This window comes from Lentibacillus sp. L22 (assembly GCF_040812445.1).
Taxonomy (GTDB): Bacteria; Bacillota; Bacilli; order Bacillales; family Amphibacillaceae; genus Lentibacillus_C; species Lentibacillus_C daqui.
The window spans coordinates 1-15423 of sequence record NZ_JBFNXI010000060.1 but is presented as its reverse complement, the minus strand read 5'-3'; the positions used below and the strand labels follow the sequence as shown (position 1 = coordinate 15423).

Sequence of the window (15423 nt, the reverse complement as noted above, 5' to 3'; positions counted from 1 at the left end):
TTTTTCTGTCAGAGGAAAACAGAAGGTGAAAAATGAATTAGCCTTCGCATTGATGGCGGTGAATTTGAGAAAAAAAGCCGCCATTAACGGTAAAATAGTACCGGGAGATGGAGAAATTCCTCAAAAAAGGTTCCAAGCAAATTTTTTATTGCTTGGAACCTTTTTATTTACTATTTTTGGCTAGTTATGTCCCAGCCTCTTTTATCACGCATTAACGGGCTGTAATACCCCAACCTCCATAAGTGAGAGTAACTTAAAACTCAGAAGGTGGGGGATAAACAGCCCGTAAATTCCTGATTCTGTTCAACTAACATTAGTGGGGGAGGAAAGGAAACCCCCACTAAATGAAGTTTCACTTTATATTTTCGTAACACTTTCCTTTATTTTTCGTAGGCTATTGCAAGGTACTTTTCCTGGGCTGCATGAAGCTATGCACTTTAGGTATTTGTCTTGCATAAAATGACTATGAAAAAAGAGGAGGTAAACGTAATCATGAGTTTTCTTGAACAAGATTACAGGGAAATCATTACCAGAGCCGTTTGTGGAAAGGGACGCAAATTCACCCAGGCAACACATTCCGTCACCCCGTCACATAGACCGTCAAGTATTCTGGGTTGCTGGGTTATCAACCATTTATATAATGCCAAGAAAAAATCAGAAGATACGGTAGAGGTAAATGGCAGCTACGATATTAATATTTGGTATTCGTACAACGACAATACGAAAACAGAAGTCGTTACGGAACGGGTAACCTATTGCGATTACATTCCATTGTCAATCAAAGATGATAATTGCCTGAGTGATGAATACGATGTAATTTGTAAAGTAATCCAACAGCCAAATTGCCTGGAATGCAAGATTGCTAATCAAGGTCACAAAATTGTGGTTGAAATTGAGCGGGAATTTGTTGTGCAGGTCATTGGCGACACGAAGATATGTGTTCGTGTAGATCCAAAAGGCTGTGACAATGACGATGATGATGAGGATTGGGATGACTATGAAATCACTGATGAAGAATTAAGTGACGTAAATCCAGAGTTTTTAAACGAAAGTGGCAACAGTTCAAAAGATTAACGAATTTACGAGGGAGTAATTCTCTCGTAAATTTTTTTACCATTTAATAACGGGTAATGCCTCCACCTATGAGCGTGAGTCATACTCAGCATTTAATTTCCTGAGTATGTGTCGCTGGATTCTTTTTAAATATGCTATAATATAACAAGATATATCGTTTTTGGAGGATTATCATGGCAAAATATACACCAATGATGGAACAATATTTACAAATTAAGCAAGCACATAAGGATGCTTTTTTATTTTTTCGTCTAGGCGATTTTTATGAAATGTTTTTTGATGATGCGATTAAAGCCGCACGTGAACTGGAAATCACCTTGACGAAGCGGGATGCCGGCCAAAAGGAACCGATTCCAATGTGTGGTGTTCCGTATCATTCATCGGATAGTTATATTAAGAATTTAATCGATAAAGGCTATAAGGTTGCGATTTGTGAACAGGTCGAGGATCCGAAGACAGCAAAAGGGGTTGTGAAGCGGGAAGTTGTTCAGTTGATTACCCCTGGGACAGTAATGGAAACCAATATGTTAAACGAGGGAGAGAATAATTATATTGCTAGTCTTTCCCATTTTTCCGATGGCAGCTTTGTCATTGCTTATAATGATCTATCTACCGGCGAAAATCGGATTATAATGATCACCGATGGTTGGGATGCGGTTATCCATGAATTGTATAACCAGCCAATCAGCGAAATAGTCATTTCCTCCAAATTACCAGAAAACTGGCAGGAAGCATTACGGATAAAATTGAATGTAACCCTGTCCTATCAAGATGAAACAACATTTAATGGCGAATTTCGTGATTTATGTGAGGAGCTGGATGATGAGCGCTTCATTGCGGCATTTAGCAGGCTATTAAACTATATTCAGGATACGCAAAAACGCTCGCTGGATCACCTGCAACCGGCAAAACGGATTGAATTACAAGATTATCTAACACTGGATATGTATTCGAAACGCAATCTGGAACTAACGGAGACTATGTTGAAGAAGAAAAAGCATGGAAGTTTGCTATGGGTACTTGATAAGACAGTAACGGCGATGGGTGCCCGGCTTTTAAAAAAATGGCTGGAACGTCCGCTAATGAATCGTAAGCTCATTGAAGAACGATTAGCGATCGTCGACGGTTTTTATCAAGGGTTCATGGAACGTGATACATTAAGGGAAACCCTGAAATCTGTGTATGATTTGGAACGGCTGGCCGGCCGAATTGCATTTGGTAATGTCAATGCCCGGGATCTTGTTCAATTGAAACAATCCCTTGCCAAAATACCAGAACTAAAAGCAACGTTACAGCAATTTTCCGAGGAACGCATTCAGCAGCTAAGTGAGATGATTGCCTGGCCGGAAGAAATTGTTAATCTTTTAGAGAAGAGTTTGGTAGATGAGCCGCCGGTTTCTATTAAGGAAGGTTCGATTATCAAAGACGGCTATCATGAGACATTGGATAATTATCGGGATGCATCACAAAACGGGAAACAATGGATTGCCGCATTGGAACAAAAAGAGAAGCAAGAGACCAACATCAAGTCGTTAAAAATCGGCTATAACCGGGTATTCGGGTATTATATTGAGGTAACCAAGGCCAATTTGCATTTGCTGCCAGAAGGTCGATATGAGCGCAAACAAACGTTAACCAATGCTGAACGTTATGTTACACCTGAATTAAAGGAAAAAGAACAACTGATTATGGAAGCAGAAGAAAAAAGTGTGGAACTGGAATATCAGTTATTCATTGAAATTCGCGATCAACTAAAAGAACAAATTCCACTCTTGCAAAACATTGCGGAAGTGATCAGCCAGATTGATGTCCTGCAAGGTTTTGCCACTGTTAGTGAAGCAAATAATTATAAACGGCCAAATTTTGTCAAGGATACGCTATCCGTTAAAAACGGGCGTCATCCCGTTATCGAGCAGGTGATGAACGATGGCTCGTTTGTTCCTAATGACATTACGCTTGATCCACAAACGGAGGTACTCTTAATTACTGGGCCAAACATGTCTGGTAAAAGCACGTATATGCGACAATTGGCCTTAACTGTTATTATGGGACAGATTGGTTGCTTTGTTCCTTGTGAGGAAGCGGATTTAATCATCTTTGATCAAATTTTTACCAGGATTGGGGCTGCAGATGATTTAGTTTCTGGTCAGAGTACCTTTATGGTGGAAATGCTTGAGGCGAATCATGCGATAGCGAATGCAACGAACTCCAGTTTAATCCTGTTTGACGAAATTGGGCGAGGGACAAGCACATATGATGGCATGGCACTGGCCCAGGCGATTGTTGAATATATTCATGATCACATCCATGCCAAAACACTGTTTTCTACCCATTACCATGAACTAACGACACTGGCTGAGTCATTGGATAAATTAAAAAATATTCATGTGCGGGCGGAAGAAGATGAGGGGAATGTCGTATTTCTGCACCAGATCCAGGAAGGTGCCGCTGACAAAAGCTACGGGATCCAAGTTGCCAAATTGGCCGCGTTGCCAGATGATTTAATTACCCGTGCCAGTGCAATATTGCATGATTTGGAAAATAATCAACCAACTGAGCAAAAGCAGACACGAAATGATCCACAGCAATTATCGTTTTTTCCCGAGGAAGCGGCAAAAAACACTGATAATCATAGACAGACAAAATCCGAGTCGAATGTTGTACAAGAACTAATTGCACTTGATATATTTGATATGACACCAATGGATGCCATGAATGCTTTATACCGATTGCAAAAACTTGCAAAATCACGGAAGAATGGTTAGCAGTGGAAAGGATGGTAGTTTATGAGTATCGTACAAATGCCTGATGCACTTGCCAATAAGATCGCGGCTGGTGAAGTAGTCGAACGTCCGGCTTCAGTTGTCAAGGAATTGGTGGAAAACAGCATCGATGCCAATAGCAACTGGATTAAAATCGATATTCTTGACGCAGGATTACAACAAATTAAGATTACGGACAATGGAGACGGAATGCAGGAGGAAGATTGTGAGCGGGCATTTTTACGACATGCGACTAGTAAAATAAAGAATGAAACAGATTTATTTCATGTAAAGACACTTGGTTTTAGAGGCGAGGCATTGGCGAGTATTGCAGCGGTCAGTCGATTAACGGTGAAAACCTCCCAAGGAGACCATGCTGGTACTTTACTGAAACTGGAAGGTGGTAAAGAAACACACAAAGAAAAAAGCGATGCCCGCAAAGGTTCGGAAATTACCGTGGAAGATTTATTCTTTAACACACCAGCCCGGTTAAAATATATGAAGACGATTCACACGGAGCTTGGCCATATTACCGATTTATTAAACCGGTTGGCATTATCCCATCCATCCATACGTTTTGAAGCGACCCATAATGGCAAACAACTGTTTAAAACGACCGGGAATGGGGACATGCTGCAAGTTATTGCCCAAGTATACGGTATGAGTGTAGCAAAGAAAATGCTGCCAATTAAGCATAAAACCCTTGATTTCCAGATTGAAGGTTTTATTGCCAAACCGGAAATCACCCGGGCATCAAGAAACTATATTTCTACGATCATCAACGGACGGTATATTAAAAGTATTCCATTAGCCAAGGCAATCGTTAATGGCTATCATACGTTACTGCCAATTGGCCGGCAGCCGATTGCTATAATAAATATCGACATGGATCCGATTTTGGTCGATGTCAATGTCCATCCGACAAAATTGGAAGTTCGTTTCAGTAAAGATAAAGAATTGTTTCAAGCGATTGAAGAAACTATCCGTTCCAAATTTCGGCAAACAACATTAATCCCGGAAATGGAATATAAAGAAAAAAGACAGCCAGAATCTGTGCAGCATACACTACAATTTGATCATGTTACCCAGCCGAATACTGTCTCGCCTGAACAGACAGAACAGCAAGCCGATCAAATGTACATATCGGATGGGCGGACAGAACAACAAGTAAACGAAAAAAAAGTATGGTTTACCAATGATACGGGACCCATTGATTTGAATGATAATACTGAACCACCTATAGAAACAACGATACCTGGAGATACGCCTTCTATTAGCGAAGAAATTCCAGATGACTATATAGAGGAAGTATATCAGGAGCCACTTAAGACCGGTAGAGACCGTGTACCAACCATGTACCCAATCGGTCAATTACAAGGAACATATATTTTGGCACAAAACGAAAAAGGTTTCTATATGATTGATCAGCATGCCGCCCAGGAACGGATCAAATATGAATTCTTCAAACAAAAGCTGGGAAAAACAACAAACGAGTTACAGGAATTATTAATCCCGTTGACCTTTGATTTTTCCAAACAGGAAGCTATTTTTATTGAGAACTATCGGGATGAATTGGAACGAGTTGGTTTGTTTCTCGAACCATTTGGCGGGCAGTCGTATATCATCCGCTCTCATCCCACATGGTTCCCAAAAGGGTTTGAAGAGGAAGTCATCAGAGAAATGATTGACCAGATCATGGAAGAAGAGAAAATCAACATTGAGGCGATTAGAGAAGATGCTGCTACTCTCATGTCCTGTAAACGATCGATTAAAGCAAATCATCACCTTAATCATGACGATATGTTTCGGTTATTGGAAGATTTACGCTCAACAACTGATCCATTTACATGTCCACATGGCCGGCCTATTATTATTCATTTTTCCACGTATGAATTGGAAAAAATGTTTAAGAGAGTGATGTAGGGTAGTATAAATATGGATGGATCCGTCAAGGCTAGGAAAAAAGACTGAGTTATTGCGTTATGGTCGTAACAACATGGGGTGTATATATGGAAAATCAACGTTTGGTTAATTTTTTGAATCAGTTGTTGTCCAATTATTTCTTGATGTATGTGAAATTGCATCGGTACCACTGGTTTGTACAAGGCAGACACTTTTTTGAATTACATCGGCAATTTGAAGAAATGTATCAGACCGTGGCCGATGATCTTGATGAAATTGCCGAGCGTATTTTAATGATTGAAGGTAAACCACTGGCAACGATGAGTAAATATCTAAAGGAAACAACTTTAGCAGAGGCTACTGCTGACGATAAGGAAAATGAGATCATGGTGCAGTTACGTCAGGATTATGAACAAATGATTCATGAAATAAAAGAAACCGGCTTATCACTTGCTAAGGAACTCAAAGACGAACCAACAAGTGATTTGCTTATTGGATTGCAAAAAACATTAGAGAAATATGTATGGATGCTCAGAGCTTATGAAGCATACGAATGAATAACAGGGGAGTAGGAATGAAACAAAACATTATTGCAGTGGTTGGGCCGACAGCGGTTGGAAAAACCAGGCTTAGCATTGAAATTGCCAAAGCTTTTCATGGTGAAGTAATCAGCGGTGATTCCATGCAGGTTTATCAGGGATTGGACATTGGTACTGCCAAAATAACCAAGGAAGAAATGCAGGGAATCCCGCATTATATGCTTGACATTAAAAAACCCGACGAACCTTTTTCAGTAGCAGACTACCGGGATCACGTCCAGCATTACATCCAACAAATTGCGGCACATGGTCACCTGCCAATTTTAGCGGGTGGCAGTGGACTGTATATCCAGGCGGCCTTGTTTAATTATCAATTCTCCGAGCAGCGGCGTGATCCCGCCCGTACAAAGCAACTGGAAGAAATGATCCAACGTGATGGACCGGATCAGTTATATATGTATTTACAAAAGATTGACCCGAATCAGGCAGCAAAGATCCATCCTAATAACCATCGCCGATTGATTCGAGCGATTGAAATCTATGAAACAACTGGCAAAACCATGTCAGGAAATAAACAGGGGCAGGGTGAATCGCCGTACAATCCACTTTTTATTGGATTGGAGATGGATCGAAAACAATTATACGAACGAATTAATCAGCGGGTGGATCAGATGATGGCGCAGGGATTGTTGGATGAGGTGGCGAACTTGTACCAACAAGGACTGGAAAATGAACAATCGATGAGGGGGATCGGCTACAAAGAGTTTATTCCCTATCTAAAAGGGGAACAATCACTTGAAGATGCGATTTCGCATGTCAAGCGTAATTCCCGGCGATTTGCGAAACGGCAATTTACATGGTTTAAAAATAAGGTTGATGTACACTGGTATACCGTTCAACCCGACACGATTGATCAAAAATTTCACACTATTTTAGCTGATTTAGCAGGATTTTTGGAAGAAATATAGAATAAGAATATATACAGATAAAGAGGAGGAAAATGGGATGGCACAATCCGTAAACATTCAAGATAATTACTTGAACCAGCTTAGAAAGGAACACATTTCGGTTACGATATTTTTAACCAACGGATTTCAACTCAGGGGAGTCGTAAAGGCTTTTGACAACTTTACCGTTTTATTTGAAACAGATGGTAAACAACAGCTGATTTTCAAACATGCGATTTCCACATTTGCCCCAGTTAAAAATGTAAATCTCGAAAAAGAATAAGCGAAATAAGCGGATACTTGTTACTGGTATCCGCTTATTTTTATCATGCATTAACAGCCCATAAATTCCTTAATTAATGGGGGAAGAGCACCCCACTAAATGAAGTTTCACTTTATCCATTACCTTCAAATTCCATCCTCTACATAGGCGTTTGTCACACCTCCATCTTATCGTACGTATACTATCGTGACGAAGGGGTGATGAAGTGGAAACGCAAATGGTACGCAATAAAAATGGGCAAATCAATATTGTTTTTCATGATAAGAAAGCAGAGCGGCAGAATAAAGACCAACTGAATAATGGCCCATTCGCGCATATTGATCAGGAATTCTCATCCTTCATTGGAATGGAACGTCTAAAAAAAACGATTAAAGAAATATATGCCACCATCGTGATCAGTGAGAAACGAAAAGAAATTGGCCTTTCCGCCAGCAAACAAGTACTTCACATGCTTTTTAAAGGGAATCCGGGAACAGGGAAAACAACGGTGGCCAGAAAGCTTGCTAAAATGTATCTGGAGATGGGATTGTTATCGAAAGGACAATTTATTGAAGCGGAACGGGCAGATTTAGTTGGTGAATATATTGGGCAAACCGCACAAAAAACAAGATCGATTATTCAGAAGGCCATGGGTGGCATGCTGTTTATTGATGAAGCATATTCATTAGCCCGGGGTGGAGAAAAAGATTTTGGCAAAGAAGCAATTGATACACTTGTTAAACATATGGAGGATAACCAAAATGATTTTGTACTGATTTTGGCAGGATATCCCTATGAAATGGAACGTTTTTTACTACTTAATCCGGGGCTAAAATCGCGATTCCCATTCATTTTGGATTTCCAGGATTATGATGTTGACCAACTGATGGACATCGCCAAGCAAATGGTATCGCTTCGGGAATATCGCTTATCACAGGATGCACAACGGAAATTACAAGACCATCTTTATCGAAAAACCCGGGAAGGAGAACGGAATTTTGCGAACGCACGATATGTCCGTAATATGATTGAACAGGCAATACGACGGCATGCGGTAAGAGTACTCTGCGAAAAGCACTATACCGCAGATGATTTAATCCGTCTGACCGGTAGTGACTTACAGCTATACGGTGAGGATTAAACGTATCATTGACGATTTTTTGCCATGTCTTACACCAGCACCCCAGAGCGCTTTTGGATTTCGATACAATTGTTTCATCTTTATTTCTTTGCTATGATATAGGCATATGTAAACAGAAAAAGAGGGTTGACATGGCGGAACAAATTTTTATTATCGCGGTGAAAAAGCCGCAACAGACAAACGAACATTTTAGCACCTCACTGGATGAATTAGTTTCCTTGAGTCAAACGGCGGGAGGTACGGTGTGCCAGATATTTACGCAAAATCGCCACCATATCCATCCCGCTCATTATATTGGTGAAGGTAAAATTGAGGAAATCACTGACCAACTTGAAGCATTTGCGATTGATTTGGTGATTGCCAATGATGAACTGTCAGCTGGACAAATTCGCAATTTGAGTGAACACTTCGGCGTACGCGTTATTGATCGCAGCCAGTTGATCCTGGATATCTTTGCGCAGCGTGCACATACAAAAGAAGGAAAGCTGCAGGTAGAACTGGCCCAATTGGAATATTTGCTGCCGCGGCTTCGCGGACAAGGAGTAGCCATGTCCCGATTGGGTGCAGGGATTGGAACACGCGGTCCAGGAGAGACAAAATTGGAAACCGATCGACGTCATATCCAACAGCGGATTTTTGACATCAAAAGGCGCTTGAAAATGGTGGTCGGCCAGCGAGAACAATACCGGAAACGACGAAAAGCCAATCATGTATTCCAAATTGCTATTGTTGGCTATACAAATGCTGGAAAATCAACGTTATTTAATCGCATCACCAACAGTCAAACTTTGGAGGAAAACCAATTATTTGCCACGCTTGATCCATTAACACGGCAAATTCAGCTTCCATCTGGCTTCAGATCATTGATTACGGATACAGTCGGGTTTTTGCAAGATTTACCAACCGCATTGATCGCTTCGTTTCGTTCCACATTGGAAGAAGTAACCGAAGCCGATTTCATTTTGCATGTTGTTGATGCTGCAAACCCGGATATGGAGCAGCAGCAGGATACAGTAATGGCTTTATTAAAGGATTTGGGTGCTCATACCATCCCGATGTTAACGGTATATAATAAAAAGGATCGTTTAACAGCTGATTTTATTCCGTCAAACTATCCATCTATTCTGGTGAGCGCAACAGAAGCCAGCGAGATCCAAAGAATTCTGGCTAAGGTGGAAGAAATATTAAGAGATGAGTGGCAATGGTATAATGTTTGGCTTGACCCGGATGAAGGTAAGATCATGAGCCAATTTGAACAAGAAACAATCATGGATGAGCGCCATTTTGATCCGAAACTGATGAAATATCGAGTGAAAGGTTACATCCGGGAAGATCATCCATTAACAAGTTATATAAAGGAGCAATAACATACGAATGATAGAAGTATATATGAAGCAAGCAGAGCAGGATTGTCAAAGCAAATATAATGAAATTGCAAGCATTGTAGAAATCAACCAAAAACGGGTGCTTGATGCGTTTAAACATAATCGGGTAAGTGACAGCCATTTTCATTCCACAACCGGTTATGGGTATGATGATATGGGTCGGGAAACATTGGAAACGGTATATGCCGAGGTGTTTGGCGGGGAAGATGCATTGGTACGACCGCAAATAGTTTCGGGTACTCATGCGATATCCACCGCATTGTTCGGCTTGCTGCGGCCAGGTGATGAACTTGTTTACATAACTGGAAAGCCGTATGATACCCTTGAAACAGTTATAGGCAAACATGATCTGGATTCAGGGTCATTACAGGACTTTGGAATTAATTATCAGGAAGTGTCACTGCTTGATGATGGTTTGATTGATTATCAACAGGTTAGTCGGACAATTACAGCAAAAACAAAGGTGATTGCTATTCAGCGTTCAAAGGGATACGATGATCGCCCTTCATTTACAATCACCCAAATTCAGGAAATGGTACAATTTGTGAAAGAAATCAATCCCAAAATTTTAGTATTTGTGGATAATTGTTATGGGGAGTTTGTCGAGGATAAGGAGCCACTGCATGTCGGCGCAGATTTAATCGCTGGTTCGTTGATTAAAAACCCGGGAGGTGGAATTGTCCGAGCCGGGGGATACATCATTGGAAGGAAAGACCTGGTACTCCAATGCGGGCATCGCTTAACGGCACCTGGTCTGGGCAAGGAAACAGGAGCCACCCTGAATATGCTACAAGAAATGTATCAGGGTTTCTTCCTTGCTCCGCATGTCGTTGGTGAAGCATTGAAAGGCGCGGTGTTGACATCACGATTTTTGGAATTAATCGGCTATACTACATCACCACATTATCAAGCTGACCGTACAGATTTAATTCAATCGGTGACATTTCCGGATGCTGAACAAATGATTGCCTTTTGCCAGACAGTTCAAGCGAATTCGCCGATTAATGCATTTGTTTCCCCCGTGCCAAGTCCAATGCCCGGATATGACGACGATGTAATTATGGCAGCCGGTACATTTATCCAGGGTGCGAGTCTGGAACTAACAGCAGACGGTCCGTTACGCGCACCGTATACGGCTTTTGTCCAAGGTGGCTTAACGTATGAACATGTGAAAATTGCTCTAAAGGAAGCTGCTTGTCAACTGGTCGATAAAGGTTTATTAAGCCTAAAATAGGGGAGAAAAAAGGTGGTTACACACCTTTTTTCTTTTGTCATATATGTCAGGAAACCTTACATAGGATTGACAGAAACACTGACATGAGATAAACTACTACTATTCATAGCTAAAGGGGGTTTTTAACATGAACGATCAGGATCGTCGTTTAATGCCCTTATTCTCCATAGGTATGGTGAAGAAATTAACTGAACTAACTGCAAGACAAATACGTTATTATGAAGAACATGGTTTAATTGAACCGGAAAGGACGAACGGGAATCAGCGGTTGTTTTCCTTTAACGATGTAGACCATTTGCTTGAAATAAAGGATCTGCTTGATAAAGGCATCAACCTTGCTGGTATCAAACATTTATTGAAAGAACAGCAATTATTACAAGAACAACAGAAACAAGCAGAACAAGATGCAATATTATCAGATAAAGAGTTACGAAAAATGTTAAAAAATGAACTTCATGAGGCGGGCAGAATGGGAAAAACAAGCTTAAGGCAAGGAGAGCTTGCAAGATTTTACAATAACTTTTACCAAGGCACACGAATTTAAATTTTCAACCATGACTATTTAAATTATTATATATTAGGTGCATCCTGGAAGTTGGGGTTCAACCTATTTAATACAATCAATTAGGAGGAACATTCATGGGATCAAAGTTAACAAGGGAACAAATTTATCAACGAATAGAGGAGGAAAATGTTCAATTCATCCGCTTGCAGTTTACTGACATGCTTGGAACCATTAAAAATGTGGAGATTCCATTAAGTCAGCTGGAAAAAGCGTTGGATAATAAAATGATGTTTGATGGCTCCTCAATTGAAGGATTCGTCCGGATTGAAGAATCAGATATGTATCTATATCCGGATTTGGATACGTTCGTTGTATTCCCTTGGACATCTGAAAAAGGGAAAGTCGCCCGATTCATCTGTGATATTTATAGTCCGGATGGAACGCCTTTTGAAGGGTGCCCACGTTATAATTTAAAACGTAATTTAAAAAAGATGGAGGAACTGGGATTCACAGCATTCAATATTGGAACAGAACCAGAGTTTTTTCTGTTCAAATTGGACGAATACGGAGATCCTTCCTTAGAGCTTAATGATAAAGGCGGGTATTTCGATCTGGCACCAACTGACCTGGGTGAGAATTGCCGTCGGGATATTGTGTTGGAACTGGAAGAAATGGGATTTGAAATTGAAGCTTCTCATCATGAGAGCGCGCCAGGTCAACATGAAATTGATTTTAAATACTCGGATGCTGTAAAACATGCGGATGACATCCAAACATTTAAACTTGTGGTAAAAACCCTTGCCCGAAAACACAATTTGCATGCTACCTTTATGCCAAAACCACTATTTGGCGTCAATGGATCCGGCATGCATGTCAACATGTCATTGTTCCAAAACGGGGAAAATAAATTTTTTGACCCTGAAGGTGATATGCAATTAAGTGATGTAGCGTATCAATTTACTGCCGGTATTATTAAGCATGCAACTAATTTTACAGCAGTGACCAATCCAACGGTGAACTCCTACAAACGACTTGTTCCAGGGTATGAAGCACCATGTTATGTAGCTTGGTCTGGGACAAATAGAAGTCCGCTAGTCCGGATCCCATATTCGCGGGGTCTAAGTACCAGGATTGAAGCAAGAAGCGTTGATCCAGCTGCAAATCCGTACATGGCCATGGCGGTATTGCTTGCAGCGGGCCTGGATGGGATCAAACATAAACTAACTCCGCCAACACCAATTGATCGCAACATTTATGTGATGGACAAAGCAGAACGTGAGAAAAACGGGATTAAAGATTTACCAGCAACTTTAGCGGACGCCCTGGTAGAATTACAAAAAGACGAGGTGGTCATCGAAGCACTTGGTGAACATCTTTATGAACACCTTGTCGAAGCAAAGGAAATCGAATGGGATATGTTTAGAACGACTGTACACCCTTGGGAGAGAGAACAATACCTGTCAGCCTACTAGTATTGATATGACTGGGTTTATGGTCGTGAGTGGTCTGACTAAATTCAGTTTAAAATGTTCGCGCCCACGAAACACCCACAAAAAACATTATTTTAAAATACTGTCCATGTAACTCTCAAATTGGGCAGTATTTTTTCTTCCATTTTCTTTGAGACGTGTGAGTAAACATCGACAGTGATCTCATAGCTGCCGTGTCCAAGTCTTTCCTGCAAATACTTCATGTCAGCACCTGCCTCAAACTGTAATACGGCATGAGTGTGGCGTAACGAATGTATAGGCAATGGAGGAAGTTCGGCCCGTTTCAATATCCGGCTGAAAGCATTAAACAAGCTGGACTTAGGCATGAAATTCCCATCTTTTCGACATAGTACTTTATAGTATGTTGGATTATGTATTTTTATTCAAAAATACATATACAAAATTAAGAAGGTATTATTTACCTTCTTAACCTTTTTTAAATAATTTTACTTGTGATAAATCATTTAATTCCCTTATAGAGGGTCTCTTGCCACTACGAGAAAAACTTTCTAATTTTTTTACAGCAGCTTTAAATTCACTATTAGAGATTTGTTTTGATGCTAAAAGTGTACATAACATTGCGTATGCAATAGGGGTAGTATCAACCGTAACCTCTACATCTACATCTGAATTACCACTATATCCAATTGTGGATAACGTGTCATTTTTGAAGTCTATGGATCGAACATTGTTTTTTGCATTCTCCAAATTTATCTCTCCCTTCAAGGAAAAATAGTGGGATAAAAAATTATCCCACCCAAATTAACTAATAGTCTTTTTTACGTTTCTTGTCGTCATCTTCATCGACATTGACATCAACATAAGAATTGCCACTTCTAGTGACCTTTGCAATATTAAAATTACGGTTTTTGTTTTTTAATTCATTATCATTATCATTATCATTGTCGTTATCTACATGGATGTCACTGTCGAAATCGACATCAGCTCTTGCATCAGCATCAGCTTTAGCTTTAGCCTCAGTGAAACTAAATTCTTGGTTTCCATTTTCATCGAATTTTTTCTTGAGCTTCCACATTCGATTTTTCCCTCCTTTCATTACAGGTCTAATTTAATGTATTCAGTATTAGCTTTAATGAGTTGGCGAGTGGCTTAAGGCGATCGTTTGTTTTATTTCAAAATAAAAATGCCCTTCACAGCGAAGGGCCATAAAGAAGAGGGAAATGTCCATCCCTTATTACCTGGATTCCCGTTATCACATAACGATGAATCGGGCAAAAACGCAAAAATGTCGGGCTTTGTTTCATACTCGTTATGTGTTACGATGCACATAACGGGGAGGCGATTAAAAATGGCTACCATAGTCTTTCAAACAGATAAACGATCTGGGATCACGTATGCGTATGAATCCATTTCCTACTGGGACAAAAATAAGCAACAATCCCGATCCAAGAGAACCTTGATCGGACGGGTGGACAGTAAAACCGGAAAAATCGTTCCGACAGACGGCAGAGGACGCAAAAAGAAAGAGGGGCATGCCGAGACAAAGAGAGGTCCTGTTCCCTACAGTAACAAAGTAAGTTGCAATAGCGAAGGGAAGAAAAAATACGGCTGTTGCCCATCCCCTGCGTCTTTATAGGCGTCCCCCATTGTAAAAAAAGTATAAACAAGGGTTAAAACATGAGCCATTGGTAATCGGCTTGTTGAATGGCTTCTTCAACCTGTCCATGAAAACTAAGTAAGATGATCTTATTAAAATTTGATTGAATACTGATTAAAAATTCTAAAAAAAATAAGCGGCAACCCTTTATATAATTTACCGTTAAGCAGTTGACCAAATCCAGGAAGGGCTATGCTCCAAACAACTTTTCCATAGGGCAAAAAGAGCATCAAAGATCCATTTTTGGTGGTTCCTCAAGCCATCCCTTAGACATCATGAAACCAACACCTTCTCGTGTGTATTCAAATACATCTTTTGCTTGTACCCCTGTTTTTGGTATCAAGTCATTACGCCATAACAAAGCACTACTAAAACCCAGACCTCCCAGACCTATACCAGCCAAAAGATAATTGCAAAACATCATGAGTCTTTCTGAAAATGGAGCTATGGTTGAATTGGTAACTGTTCCTCCGGGTGTAGCAGGGGGTTGAATATTATTTTCTCAACTTTCGCAGCCCAAACTAGGCAGGTATACCTTGATATAGTTAGGTAATCCCGCAAACC

The 15423-nt window shown here is 40.4% G+C and carries 15 protein-coding genes and 3 pseudogenes; 13 read left to right on the top strand and 5 right to left on the bottom strand.

Annotated elements, in window-relative coordinates; genetic code table 11:
- The 12 genes from ABRT01_RS16815 to glnA form a co-directional block, all read left to right on the top strand.
- Positions 1–184: hypothetical protein (locus tag ABRT01_RS16815; protein ID WP_367748746.1), on the top strand; the 184-nt coding region annotated here is incomplete at its 5' end.
- 308 nt (positions 185–492) lie between these two features.
- A complete protein-coding gene (locus ABRT01_RS16810) occupies positions 493–1074 on the top strand; it encodes an outer spore coat protein CotE (protein ID WP_367748743.1) in 582 nt (193 codons plus the stop codon).
- 173 nt (positions 1075–1247) lie between these two features.
- Entirely contained in the window at positions 1248–3839 is a 2592-nt protein-coding gene (gene mutS / locus ABRT01_RS16805) for a DNA mismatch repair protein MutS (protein ID WP_367748740.1), read from the top strand.
- Positions 3840–3860: 21 nt separating this feature from the next.
- Positions 3861–5759, top strand: coding sequence for a DNA mismatch repair endonuclease MutL (mutL, locus tag ABRT01_RS16800; RefSeq protein ID WP_367748737.1), 1899 nt, complete (start codon positions 3861–3863; stop codon positions 5757–5759).
- Between the two features lie 86 nt (positions 5760–5845).
- The gene (locus ABRT01_RS16795) at positions 5846–6295 is read left to right on the top strand and encodes a Dps family protein (protein WP_269409197.1); all 450 of its coding nucleotides are present in this window, start codon (positions 5846–5848) and stop codon (positions 6293–6295) included.
- Positions 6296–6312: 17 nt separating this feature from the next.
- The gene (miaA, locus tag ABRT01_RS16790; RefSeq protein ID WP_269409196.1) at positions 6313–7245 is read left to right on the top strand and encodes a tRNA (adenosine(37)-N6)-dimethylallyltransferase MiaA; all 933 of its coding nucleotides are present in this window, start codon (positions 6313–6315) and stop codon (positions 7243–7245) included.
- 37 nt (positions 7246–7282) lie between these two features.
- Entirely contained in the window at positions 7283–7507 is a 225-nt protein-coding gene (gene hfq / locus ABRT01_RS16785) for an RNA chaperone Hfq (RefSeq protein WP_269409195.1), read from the top strand.
- Between the two features lie 205 nt (positions 7508–7712).
- Positions 7713–8627, top strand: coding sequence for a stage V sporulation protein K (gene spoVK, locus ABRT01_RS16780; RefSeq protein WP_269409194.1), 915 nt, complete (start codon positions 7713–7715; stop codon positions 8625–8627).
- A 131-nt stretch (positions 8628–8758) separates the two neighbouring features.
- Positions 8759–9994, top strand: a complete 1236-nt coding sequence (hflX, locus tag ABRT01_RS16775) for a GTPase HflX (RefSeq protein WP_269409193.1) — start codon at positions 8759–8761, stop codon at positions 9992–9994.
- 7 nt (positions 9995–10001) lie between these two features.
- Positions 10002–11246, top strand: a complete 1245-nt coding sequence (locus ABRT01_RS16770; protein WP_269409192.1) for a methionine gamma-lyase family protein — start codon at positions 10002–10004, stop codon at positions 11244–11246.
- Between the two features lie 127 nt (positions 11247–11373).
- Positions 11374–11790: a MerR family transcriptional regulator gene (locus ABRT01_RS16765; protein WP_269409190.1), complete on the top strand. Its 417-nt coding sequence runs from the start codon at positions 11374–11376 to the stop codon at positions 11788–11790.
- A 95-nt stretch (positions 11791–11885) separates the two neighbouring features.
- Positions 11886–13223, top strand: a complete 1338-nt coding sequence (glnA, locus tag ABRT01_RS16760) for a type I glutamate--ammonia ligase (RefSeq protein ID WP_269409189.1) — start codon at positions 11886–11888, stop codon at positions 13221–13223.
- A gap of 87 nt (positions 13224–13310) precedes the next feature.
- On the opposite strand, the pseudogene ABRT01_RS16755 reads toward glnA, so the two are convergent.
- The 3 genes and pseudogenes from ABRT01_RS16755 to ABRT01_RS16745 all read right to left on the bottom strand — a co-directional run.
- Positions 13311–13594: pseudogene (locus ABRT01_RS16755) on the bottom strand (tyrosine-type recombinase/integrase); the annotation flags it as partial.
- Positions 13595–13667: 73 nt separating this feature from the next.
- Positions 13668–13949, bottom strand: coding sequence for a hypothetical protein (locus tag ABRT01_RS16750; protein ID WP_269409188.1), 282 nt, complete (start codon positions 13947–13949; stop codon positions 13668–13670).
- Between the two features lie 58 nt (positions 13950–14007).
- Positions 14008–14277, bottom strand: a complete 270-nt coding sequence (locus tag ABRT01_RS16745) for a hypothetical protein (RefSeq protein ID WP_269409187.1) — start codon at positions 14275–14277, stop codon at positions 14008–14010.
- 273 nt (positions 14278–14550) lie between these two features.
- On the opposite strand from ABRT01_RS16745, the pseudogene ABRT01_RS16740 reads away from it, so the two are divergent.
- Positions 14551–14763, top strand: a pseudogene (locus ABRT01_RS16740) (IS1634 family transposase); the annotation flags it as partial.
- On the opposite strand, the pseudogene ABRT01_RS18385 reads toward ABRT01_RS16740, so the two are convergent.
- Together ABRT01_RS18385 and ABRT01_RS16735 are read right to left on the bottom strand one after the other, a co-directional pair.
- Positions 14761–15089: pseudogene (locus ABRT01_RS18385) on the bottom strand (hypothetical protein); the annotation flags it as partial. The pseudogenes ABRT01_RS16740 and ABRT01_RS18385 sit on opposite strands and share 3 nt — an antisense overlap.
- On the bottom strand, positions 15089–15352 hold the full coding sequence (locus tag ABRT01_RS16735) for a DUF3231 family protein (protein WP_367748749.1): 264 nt from the start codon (positions 15350–15352) through the stop codon (positions 15089–15091). The gene ABRT01_RS16735 and the pseudogene ABRT01_RS18385, both read right to left, overlap by 1 nt.
- Positions 15353–15423 lie beyond the last annotated feature (71 nt).